General features: G+C 37.2%; 14 protein-coding genes and 1 pseudogene. 4 read left to right on the forward strand and 11 right to left on the reverse strand.

Annotated features, from left to right (window positions below):
* Positions 1-3 precede the first annotated feature (3 nt).
* The 7 genes and pseudogenes from KOY49_RS04755 to KOY49_RS04780 all read right to left on the reverse strand — a co-directional run bounded on the left by KOY49_RS04755 (position 4) and on the right by KOY49_RS04780 (position 5,626).
* A complete protein-coding gene (locus KOY49_RS04755; protein WP_232736195.1) occupies positions 4-2,202 on the reverse strand; it encodes a glycosyltransferase in 2,199 nt (732 codons plus the stop codon).
* 634 nt (positions 2,203-2,836) lie between these two features.
* Positions 2,837-3,145, reverse strand: a complete 309-nt coding sequence (locus KOY49_RS04760; protein WP_232736196.1) for a glycosyltransferase family protein — start codon at positions 3,143-3,145, stop codon at positions 2,837-2,839.
* Positions 3,129-3,350, reverse strand: coding sequence for a glycosyltransferase (locus KOY49_RS04765; protein ID WP_232736197.1), 222 nt, complete (start codon positions 3,348-3,350; stop codon positions 3,129-3,131). The genes KOY49_RS04760 and KOY49_RS04765 overlap by 17 nt, the downstream gene beginning before the upstream one ends.
* On the reverse strand, positions 3,316-3,501 hold the full coding sequence (locus tag KOY49_RS05505; RefSeq protein ID WP_376787520.1) for a glycosyltransferase: 186 nt from the start codon (positions 3,499-3,501) through the stop codon (positions 3,316-3,318). Before KOY49_RS05505 ends, KOY49_RS04765 begins: the two co-directional genes overlap by 35 nt.
* A gap of 139 nt (positions 3,502-3,640) precedes the next feature.
* Positions 3,641-4,006, reverse strand: coding sequence for a Wzt carbohydrate-binding domain-containing protein (locus KOY49_RS05510; RefSeq protein ID WP_376787543.1), 366 nt, complete (start codon positions 4,004-4,006; stop codon positions 3,641-3,643).
* A gap of 95 nt (positions 4,007-4,101) precedes the next feature.
* Positions 4,102-4,805 (reverse strand): annotated as a pseudogene (locus KOY49_RS05135) (ABC transporter ATP-binding protein); the annotation flags it as partial.
* A gap of 2 nt (positions 4,806-4,807) precedes the next feature.
* A complete protein-coding gene (locus KOY49_RS04780) occupies positions 4,808-5,626 on the reverse strand; it encodes an ABC transporter permease (RefSeq protein WP_232736572.1) in 819 nt (272 codons plus the stop codon).
* 31 nt (positions 5,627-5,657) lie between these two features.
* Between KOY49_RS04780 and KOY49_RS04785 the strand changes: the two genes are divergently transcribed.
* The 4 genes from KOY49_RS04785 (at position 5,658) to KOY49_RS04800 (ending at position 8,079) form a co-directional block, all read left to right on the forward strand.
* Positions 5,658-5,921: a glycosyltransferase family 2 protein gene (locus KOY49_RS04785; protein WP_232736199.1), complete on the forward strand. Its 264-nt coding sequence runs from the start codon at positions 5,658-5,660 to the stop codon at positions 5,919-5,921.
* A 281-nt stretch (positions 5,922-6,202) separates the two neighbouring features.
* Positions 6,203-6,646, forward strand: coding sequence for a glycosyltransferase family 2 protein (locus tag KOY49_RS04790; RefSeq protein WP_332873944.1), 444 nt, complete (start codon positions 6,203-6,205; stop codon positions 6,644-6,646).
* A 254-nt stretch (positions 6,647-6,900) separates the two neighbouring features.
* Positions 6,901-7,323 carry a glycosyltransferase gene (locus KOY49_RS05295; RefSeq protein WP_332873945.1) on the forward strand — a complete coding sequence of 141 codons (423 nt, stop codon included), beginning with the start codon at positions 6,901-6,903 and terminating at the stop codon, positions 7,321-7,323.
* A gap of 393 nt (positions 7,324-7,716) precedes the next feature.
* Positions 7,717-8,079, forward strand: a complete 363-nt coding sequence (locus KOY49_RS04800) for a GtrA family protein (RefSeq protein WP_232736200.1) — start codon at positions 7,717-7,719, stop codon at positions 8,077-8,079.
* A 124-nt stretch (positions 8,080-8,203) separates the two neighbouring features.
* Here KOY49_RS04800 and KOY49_RS04805 read toward each other — a convergent pair whose 3' ends face one another.
* Genes KOY49_RS04805 through rpmH form a run of 4 tightly spaced genes read right to left on the reverse strand, consistent with a single transcriptional unit; the run spans position 8,204 to position 10,109 of the window.
* On the reverse strand, positions 8,204-8,527 hold the full coding sequence (locus KOY49_RS04805) for a KH domain-containing protein (RefSeq protein ID WP_232736201.1): 324 nt from the start codon (positions 8,525-8,527) through the stop codon (positions 8,204-8,206).
* A 9-nt stretch (positions 8,528-8,536) separates the two neighbouring features.
* Entirely contained in the window at positions 8,537-9,457 is a 921-nt protein-coding gene (locus KOY49_RS04810) for a YidC/Oxa1 family membrane protein insertase (protein WP_232736202.1), read from the reverse strand.
* A gap of 28 nt (positions 9,458-9,485) precedes the next feature.
* Positions 9,486-9,830 (reverse strand): ribonuclease P protein component, encoded by a 345-nt coding sequence (rnpA, locus tag KOY49_RS04815; protein WP_232736203.1) that lies wholly within the window; start codon positions 9,828-9,830, stop codon positions 9,486-9,488.
* 60 nt (positions 9,831-9,890) lie between these two features.
* On the reverse strand, positions 9,891-10,109 hold the full coding sequence (gene rpmH, locus KOY49_RS05515; RefSeq protein WP_376787521.1) for a 50S ribosomal protein L34: 219 nt from the start codon (positions 10,107-10,109) through the stop codon (positions 9,891-9,893).
* Between the last annotated feature and the right edge of the window lie 143 nt (positions 10,110-10,252).

Genomic DNA, 10,252 nt, shown 5'->3' on the forward strand with positions numbered 1-10,252 from the left:
TCTCTATTTGTATATATCAACAATCCGCTGCTCAAGCTTACTCCACTGATAAGCTTGAGCAGTTTTTTGACCATTTTTAATGATTTTATCGCGCAGTTTTTTATCGTTTAGTAACTTTTCGACAGCTGCAACGCCCGCATCGATATCGCCTTGGCGATAAAATAGACAGTTGTAATCATCTTTTAGATATTCAACATTGCCACCATTTGGTACTACAACAGATACGCCGCCAGTCGCCATCATTTCAAGCGGCGGATATGAAAAGCTCTCAACGATACTAGTTTTAATCAAAATATCGCAGCTTGCGTACACTTCTCCAACTTTTTCTGGAGCAATACGATTATAAAATCTATCGACTCGGTACCAATCTTTTGGTTCCTTGCGATATGATAAATACAAAATCTCAAATTTATCAGGGTCAAGCCTCTCAACGATACGAAAAGCTTCGTCAGTATTTTTATACTCACTTTTGCTGTCGCCTTCAATAAGTAGCTTTATTTTGCCCGTAAAATCCCGTTCGCGATATGGGTACAATTCAAGATCAATTCCATTTGAGACATACTCGGATTCTTTATGAAAGACATCTTTCAACCACTTCTGACACCATAGTGACATCGTAATATACCGTATACCAGATTGATCGCAGTAAGAAGCGTTCGCTAAAAAGCGCGGCTCGCCAGTGCCTGGTATATAAAAATCCGTTTCAAAGTTTTGCACAAAATAAAGCCGATTACGAACATTAGGCTGCTTCTTAACTAACTCGACAGTTGACCACAACGTTGCAACCTGCGTGTCAAAAAATGCTTTCATTTTAGTTTTGTGCATAGCAACGACATTAAATCCAGGCAACTCATATCTATAACTATAGGTTTTCTTAGCGATTTTTAGAGCGTGTTTACTGACTGCGTCAATTAGCGTCACGTCCCAGCCATGTCTTCTTAGTACATCAGCATGCTTTAAGGCGACAATTACTCCCCCTGAAATATCGGTCGACGGCAGAATGAAACCGATATTTCGCGCCAAATGCTTCCTAATAAACGAAGCTAGGTTATAGCCAGTGTACACCGTCGAATAGTTATGAATTATCTCCTCGTGAGCTTTATCTGCAAGTTTACCGCGCAAAGCCGAGTCTGACACAAGCAAATCCATAGCCTTAAACCATTCTTTGTCAGTATTTTTTACCAATATTCCCGTAGAACAATTTTCAACTTTTTCTGAAAAAGCACCAACTTCGCTAGCTATAATAGGAACTTTTACAAGCGCAGCCTCAATCCATTTATTCTCTGACTTAGCTCGATTAAATATCGTATCAACAAGAGGAGCTAAAGCTATACTACATTCAGCCATAACCATTGGTAGTTCACGCCAATCAACAAATCCTGATGTAATAATTCTATCCTTATATGGCTCAAGTATATCAGGTATATCAAGAATACCAGCTATCTTGAGGTATACGTGTGGATATTTATCAAATATTTTTATGAGACTCGGTATTACAAGATCGAAATCTTCATTATGAGTAATACTGCCACTAAAATACCCAATAATAACCTTGTCTTCATCTTTATTTACCGCCTTAATAGCTGCATTAGATCTACTAATCATTTCATCAGAGGCCACGTTACGATTTATTAACACTTGACCCTTAATATATTTTTGTAGCTCTTCTTGTAGTTGAGTTGTTGTTGTGATCGCATGACTACATAAAGTTAGAGTCTCACGCATCCTATTGACACCGTCATTATATAGACGTTTATCTTCATCGCTCATTTTTTGAACATACTCAATTGAGTCGGTATATTTTTGGTCAATTACCAAATCATCTATATCAAAAAAGCATGTTTTATTAAAATAATTAGCTTGTTTAATAAAATCACGTACCGTATCAGTTATTGGACACCTAAAAAATACAAATCCACGATAATATTTTAATTGATCTAATGATAACCTGTCGTAAAAAACACTATCAGCTGTTAATCCTTGAGATATTAACTGCTCAATTTGATGAGCGACACGATATCTTTCTGGATGGGGTAGCGTACAACCATTAATAAATAATATATCTTTGTATTCTTTATTTTTTCTATCAGGAAACTTCTTATAATACGCATATTTTGCTGCACGTTTAGCAAAACGCAAAGCTCCATCGTCTTTAATTATAAGAGTACTCTTCTTTATAAGATTATTAATTCTTCGAATCATCTTTTTCTCCTTAACCATCATATACGGATTATATAACGTTCTTAAACTCTTTATCACAAAGAGCCACAGTTAGAAACCCACTAGCCATTCTTGTTAATCCCATCAATCGAAACCAAGCTTATTCCGCTCAACAAATAGAACGAGAAGAGCTATCGCACCACCAAGATTATATCTAGAGGTTAAATAAATATGCCTAGTAAACGATCGCCGACTTAACATATGTATACATTCTACTATCCTCTTATCTAAAATAGACATAAGGTTATCTATGACTCGAATCTTCATCCAGCTACAGACGGAACAACAGCACCAATATCAAGCCGCAAAACATCGCCCAATGATAACTATAAAAATCAATACAATTAATTCATAGTCTCTCCGAAAATACTACTATATCAGCAGTTTCATCACGAATGACATCCCCAACAGTGGCTTGCCTCGATCAAATAATACATTACTTAGACTTAATGCCTTTTGCGATGCGTAAAATACTGTAAACACCACTGAGCACCATACATTGAATCGCGAACAACCTCTAGCTTGCACCTGACGCAACCTAACATCATCATCTAAAGCCCTCTCCTGAGCATCAACAACATAAGGCTTAGCATCCAACCCCAGTGCAGTAGAATTTTTATGAACACGCCAATAATAAAATATTTGCGAAACATGCACAATATGACTGCGGCTGCAAAATCCTCGTTATGCGCAAAAAAAACTCCCAATCCTGAGCTCCATTATAATTACCATCCTCACACTTCCAACTCCAACAAAAAAGCTCTCGCTGCATAACAGCAAAGTGCGTAATATAATTGACCGAACGCAAAAAATCACCATTCCAATCAGGCTTAAAAAATGGTTGATACTGTCGTCCGCGTTCATCAAGCTTAATCTCATCAGTATATAAAAATTTTACACCTGACAAATCATTTATCTTCTCCACAATTCGAAAAAAACAAAGCATCTGGATGCAACACATCATCATGATCAAATAGCCCCACATATTCACCCCTAGCTTTATCAATACCATAATTTGTCGCCCCAGCAATATGCCGATTGGCCTTAAGAAAAAAACGCTTTATTTTTACATTAGCCTTCGATATAGAACTGATTTCATCCCTCACAGCACGTATCAGGAGACGCATCATCAACAATAATCAGCTCCCAATTAGCATATGATTGAGACTCAACCGACTGAACCATATCCCTTAAATATTCTAGCTGGAGTATTATAAGCAGGAACAACAATAGATATGAGCGGGTTATTTCGCATTTTCTCATTATTAACAATATTTTCATTTTTACAATTCCATGCCTCGTATATTTTTCTCTGCCCCGAGAATCAAGATATTTCCTATACGGATACAGTAATGTCAATAAGAACGTATAAATAGACCTTTTGCCTCTTTTATCTTATTTTTAAGATTCTGTAGCATATTTACTTCCATTTATGATCTAGCTTGGTTACACCACCCCAACGACCACCATCGTAATCTCGCTGAACTGAAAAATGAGGACCTTCTTCTATAAAGGCTATCGTATCTATGTCTCTTGCTCCAGTTAATCCAACTTTTATAAAATAGTCACCCTCGTTAAGATTTAGTTTGACTGTATATTCCGCTCTATTCTCATGCTTAATACTATATTTATCTTGATATGTATTAGGACCAAATACATATTCTCCATTTTCTCTGAATATAGCAACTCCAACGTTCTTAACCCCCTTTTGTTTCCAGGATAACTTTATAGTAATAGATTCGTTATACTCAAAAGAACTACTTTCGATACCTTTGCTATTATATATGCTTACATCAAAAGGTGCAGACGTCCGGTCAAATTTATGGGTCTTAGCATAACTCTAACTCATTACTAAGACTATACGCAGCAGCAACCACGATAAGGTTTACCAAGCATCTTAACGTGACCATCCTCAAGAAATACAGCCTTAGTACAAAAACGCTCCACAGCCCCCATATCATGAGTCACAAAAATTACAGTACGTTTTTTCACGCTTAAACTTATCAAAATACGAATAACACTTCTTCTGAAAAGCCTCATCGCCAACCGCAAAAACTTCATCAAGCAACAAAATATCACCATGAGCGCGAATAGCAATCGAAAAAGCTAAACGGACCTGCATACCGCTCGAATAATTCTTAAACCGCTCCTCCATAAAATCACCCAACTCAGCAAACTCAACAATCGCACCATACATAGAGTCAACTTCTTCACGACTAAACCCCAACAAAGCACCATTAAGAAACACGTTATCCCGACCAGACAACTCAGGATTAAAACCAACACCAAGTTCTATAAACGGAACAAGCTTTCCCTTAGTGCAAATGACTGCCTTCATTGGGTGTATAAATACCCGCTATTAATTTCAATAAGGTACTTTTACCAGATCCATTTTTCCCAACTATTCCAAAGAAATCACCTTCCTTTATGTTAAAAGATATTTCTTTTAACGGTGTAAAATCTCTATATCCTTTTTTTCTCAGTAAAAATCCTACTACTTTCTGTTTTAGCATTGTTACTGCTTCAATTGGAATTTTAAATGTCTTGGTTACGTTAACAATTTCAACCGCATTATTTTTTGCCATTATTAAATATCCTCCGCAAAATATCGTGATCTCTTAGAAAAACAATAAACTCCCAGTATTACCGTAACAATAATTACTATCCATGGAAAAATAATACGCCAGTCATGTATTAAATCGGTAGATCTAATAATTGACCCATCTTGATTTATCAAAGCATACCTTGCGTCTTGGATTATCTGTGTAACTGGGTTCATAAATAACAATTCTGCAGCTACACGACTACGCTCCAAGGCCATCTGTATTGGATAAATAATTGGGGCTGCATAAAAAGCTGCCTGTAAAAATATTTCCCATATATAACTAGTATCACGATACTTTACATTAAATACAGACAGCAATAAAGCTATACCTAATGAAAATATGTATAATTCAATAATAAGCGGCACTATTAATAATGCAGTCCAAGAAAGACTTACGCCATTCAGTAGAATAAATATTAAAACTACACCAAGATTAATAAATAAATTAATCAATGACGAAACCGTTCCTGAAATTACAATTATATATTTTGGAAAATTTAATTTTCTGATTAAATCTCCTCTATTTACTATAGACCCCAGCCCATTGCTTGTTGCCTCTGTAAAAAACGACCATAAAACAATACCTAATAACATAGTCACAGGAAAATGCGGTATTCCTCTATCTAAGCGTAGTATGTGAACAAAAACTACATATAAAATAGCAAACAAGAATAACGGTTTTAATACGCTCCATACGTAACCTAAAACCGAACCCTGATATCTAAGTTTAAAATCAGTTACAATAAGTTCTCTCAATAGTATAATATTTCGACGATCTAAGAGATTTAAAGACTTCCACATCACTATACTAGTATATAATAGTTAATGTATTATGAATAGACTTGCAATTATAGTTCTTAATTGGAACGGATCCGACGACGCCATAGAGTGTGTTGATTCATTAATAAAACAAACCTTAAAACCTACTATTGTTATAGTAGATAATAATAGTAGCGACAATTCTGTTACCGTATTTGAAGAATATATATCATCACATAAAAAAGAAAAGATTATTTTGCTCAAAAACTCAGACAATCTAGGATTCGCGGGAGGAATTAATACAGGACTAATCCACACACGAAAAAACAACTTTTGAATACATTGGAGTACTTAACCCGGATGCCATAGCCGACAAAAACTGGTGCAAAGCACTCATCGACCAACTATCAAAACACCCAAAATGCGGAATTGCAACCGGAATCCTACAAAGACGCAATAGTAAAACGCTTGACACAACTGGAGATTTCTACACAACATGGGGACTGCCCGGACCAAGAAACCGCGATGAGCCCATAAAAAACGCACCCAACTAAACCTGGAGAAATATTTGGTGCGACTGGCGGCGGAGCGATTTATCGCGCAAAAATCTTTGACGATATAGATATGTTCGACGAAGACTTCTTCATGTATTACGAAGATGTCGACCTAAGCTTCCGAGCACAATTAGCCGGCTGGAAAGTTCGATTCACGCCCAAGGCTATCGCCTATCATAAAGTCGGCGCCAGCAGCAAAAAAGTACCCGGATTAGCAGTCTATAATACTTTCAAAAACCTACCGTTAGTCTTCATTAAAAACATCCCCAGAAAAACTATTCTGGTATATAGGCATACGATTTTTACTAACATATTGGCTAATTTTCGCCAGCGCAATCCGCCACGGCAACGGCTGGCCAGCATTCAAAGGCACACTAGCATCAATAATTCACAAACCCGCAGCCTACAAAAAACGCCCAAAATATCCAAAAAAACCGCAAAGTCTCCGTCAACTACATCCGCAGCATCATCCACGACGGACCACTACCCAATCAAACTGGACTGCTGAAATTTCGTAAGTTTTTTACTGAGAAATAAACTTATGATTGTGTTTGATTTTAACCATAAACAAGGGTGCACTCAATCATCAACCCAGTACACAATGAAGAAAACGTCAAGCCGCAAATATTAAAGAAACAGCTTTGAACAATATATTACAAAAAACACACCCAAGCATAAATGTCAAAAAGATCATCATAAACCGACGGCAGCATCGATAAATCCTTTTCAATCATAGCCGAGCAATCGAAAAAAGATTCTCGAATTAGCTATATAAATCTATCGCGGAACTTCGGTAAGGAAATTGCCATGATAGCTGGAATTGACCACGTAAAAAGTGACGCTCTGGTGATTATCGATGCAGATTTACAAGACCCGCCAGAGCTCATCCAGGAAATGATTTCGTATTGGGAAAATGATTACGATGACGTCTATGCTCGCCGCAACAATCGACAAGGCGAAACCTGGCTGAAGAAAAAAACCAGCCAATGGTATTACAGGAGATATTGCAAAAATCAACCAACATCCCCATTCAAATCCGACACTGGAGATTTTCAAACACTGGATCACCGATGCATTGAGGCTTTGCAAAAATTCCGCGAATCTCAGCGCAATACAAAAGCAATTTTCAGCTGGATTGGATATAAGAAAAAAGAGATATTTTACAATCGCGATCCCAAAGATTAGCTGGTCAAACCAAGTGGAATTACCGAAAACTACTCAACTTGGCAATCGACGGAATTACCAGCTTTACTACCGCACCGCTACGAATGGCAACTATTTTTGGATTCATCATTTCGTTTATTGCTTTCAGTCTGGATTATTTATCTTTTAGTTCGCCCTTTGTTCGGAGTTTCCACCGGAGCTGGCTATTCTTCCTTAATGGCAGTCATCCTGATTCCTCGGCGGAGTTCAGTTATTATCTCTGGGTATAATTGGCGAATACGTAGGACGGATATTTATTGAAACAAAAAACAGACCATTATATTTAATAGAGGAGTATCATGCAGGAAATATTAAAAAAACACGCCGATAAATTAAGATTTCTTATCGTTGGCAGTACTAATACAGTACTAGATTTTGGCATACTTTTTAGGCCTAACAATCTTCTTAAATATCCCAAAAGAGTTTGCTAATTTTATATCAACATTCGTTGCCTTTTTGTTCTCATTTTTTGCAAATAAAAAATATACTTTCAAGTCAACATCCCAAAACTTGAAAAAACAATTTCTTTTATTCGCCGCAGTTACACTCTTTGGCTTATGGGTAATTCAAACAATTATTATCGCCATTATCACACCGATATTCATAAACTTCGGATTAAATAAATCACTTGCCCTATTAATTAGCAAACTAGCCGCCACAGTAGTCAGCCCCTCGTTTGGAATTACACGCTATACGCACAGAATAGTCTTTAAAGACACTAAGAACTCTTCTGACTAATAATCAGACGTCGTTCGCGACCTTCACCTTCAGAATGCGTATCAATATCGCTATATTCACCAGCCAAAGTGATGCACCGTCCAGCGATCAGCAGCACTCAAATCCACCACCTTTGACTCGCCAGTTAATCCAGACTTCCTCCAATCCAGCCGCGCGCCCTTTTCGGCAATTTTTTCCAGCGTGCTGCCTTTTTATAGTCCGCAATATCCAAATTAACCCGAACAGTTGACGCTGCTTTATGATGAAGCGCTGTCGACAAAAGATTCTGAATACTACGCAATGTTTCCGCATTTCTACCAATTAAAATACTACTTCGCTCGCTATGTGGAATTGAAGCTACAACAATTCCATCTTCGATTTTTACCGAAACTTCCAGATTCAAGTCAAAGAACGTTAGCAAATCCTCTAAATATTTTTTTACAAATTCAACCGTTTCAATTTGGTCCATAAATCCTCCTTAATCCTTAGCCTTGATCCGAGTTACCCTGGCCTCTGTAGCCTTTTTAACACGTTTGTCGATTTTTGTCGATGCTTTAGATTTTTGAGATGATTTTTTATCTGCAATTTCTTGCATTTCTTTAGAGTCTTGCTTGAAGATAATATAATTCTGGAGATATCCCACGGCGCTAGCTGTCGTCAAATAAAGCGCCAAAGCCGCCGGCAAATATACGATCACAAAGAACATCATTACTGGCATAAATTTCATCATTTTTCGCGTCATAATAGCATTTACTTCTGCCTGATCTGCCTCTTTTCCATCGCCAGCCTCAGCTAAGATGTCACGCAACTTACGATTGCTGTCAGATTGGGGCGACAATTGTTTTGAAGTTAAATATTGCAAATATGCCGCAACTGCCGCCAAAATAACCAAGCCAGCAACAATACCATTCTTTGATATCGCGTGTTGCGTCAAATCTATAATTCCCAGGAAATTCTGATTAAATTGATCTGGATTATTTACTAGATTATTAGCAACCGGCAGATTTTTCATAAAATCATAAACATATTTTCCTAAGTCAGCGCGGCTAGAAACGAAAATCTGCACCACTCGATACATCGCAATCAAAATTGGCAACTGAATAATCATAACGCCAATTGAGCCAAAGGCACTGACGTTGTGTTTTTTATAAAGCTCCACCATCGCTAGGTTACGCATTTGTGGATTTTTTGCGTACTGTTTTTTAATCTTCACTAGCTCTGGCTGCATTTTACGCATCGCCTTTGCTTGATGAAGCTGCTTCTTAATTAGCGGCCAAAGTAAAAGTCTTACAATAATCGTAAAGATAATGACGCTAACACCAAAATCCGGAATCAGACTATAAATAGCCATTAGCAAATTTAAAATCGGTCGAACAATAAACTCATCAAAAAAACTCATGTCTTAATTATAGCAAAAAAGCGCCTATTTATACAGTTGAGCTTGAGAGAAAAGATTCTTTATTCGTCTGTTTTAAATCTTTATGTGGCATCGATAAAACTTCCGCCGAAAATATAATAACAGCCACATCTTGGTCATTTTTCATATTAGGCAGTTCCAAGCGAATAATTTCATAAACACGTCGACGTATACGATTCCGACGCACCGCTGATTTTAGAACTTTTTTACTAACAACAACCGCAAACCTGCTGTGATTTCGATACGGATTTTTCACATATTTTATCGTGGCTATAGACGAACGAACCGCTTGTCCATTTTTATAGACAAACTTAAGACTGCCATGACCATGAAACCGATTACATTGTTGTAACATATTTTACAATTATATCAAAAAATCCCGCCTTCATCGACGGGATAATTTTTATGAGATAAATTAAATAGCAATTTTAGCGCGACCCTTTAGGCGGCGGCGCTTCAAAACCAGCCTACCAGCCTTGGTAGAAACTCGTGCCCTAAAACCATGCGTCTTTGCACGGTGTCGGGTGTGTGGTTGAAATGTTCGCTTTGGCATATCAACAAATAGTATATATTCTTTCAGTACTTTTTGCAAGTCGACCAATGACTTTTCCACTATCGACGTATATTTTTCCACAGTTTTAACAGATGAGAATTTTAATTGTGGAAAACTCCACCCCTGTTTTGAATAGTAACATTTCTACTCCGTTCATACTTGTGGAAAACTCCCCATATTTGCTATAGTAAAGATAGTTAACAGAATTTGAGGGAGTAATTTTC

The organism is Candidatus Minimicrobia vallesae (genome assembly GCF_018866205.1).
In the GTDB taxonomy this organism is placed as follows: Bacteria; Patescibacteriota; Saccharimonadia; order Saccharimonadales; family Saccharimonadaceae; genus Nanosynbacter; species Nanosynbacter vallesae.

Bases quoted from the DNA above. Each gene is read 5' to 3' on its own strand.
- KOY49_RS04755 (WP_232736195.1), bottom strand. From the start codon at position 2,202: ATGATTCGAAGAATTAATAATCTTATAAAGAAGAGTACTCTTATAATT.
- KOY49_RS04765 (WP_232736197.1), bottom strand. From the start codon at position 3,350: ATGATGCGTCTCCTGATACGTGCTGTGAGGGATGAAATCAGTTCTATA.
- KOY49_RS05505 (WP_376787520.1), bottom strand. From the start codon at position 3,501: ATGAAAATATTGTTAATAATGAGAAAATGCGAAATAACCCGCTCATAT.
- KOY49_RS04780 (WP_232736572.1), bottom strand. From the start codon at position 5,626: ATGTGGAAGTCTTTAAATCTCTTAGATCGTCGAAATATTATACTATTG.
- KOY49_RS04785 (WP_232736199.1), top strand. From the start codon at position 5,658: ATGAATAGACTTGCAATTATAGTTCTTAATTGGAACGGATCCGACGAC.
- KOY49_RS04805 (WP_232736201.1), bottom strand. From the start codon at position 8,527: ATGGACCAAATTGAAACGGTTGAATTTGTAAAAAAATATTTAGAGGAT.
- KOY49_RS04810 (WP_232736202.1), bottom strand. From the start codon at position 9,457: ATGAGTTTTTTTGATGAGTTTATTGTTCGACCGATTTTAAATTTGCTA.
- rnpA (WP_232736203.1), bottom strand. From the start codon at position 9,830: ATGTTACAACAATGTAATCGGTTTCATGGTCATGGCAGTCTTAAGTTT.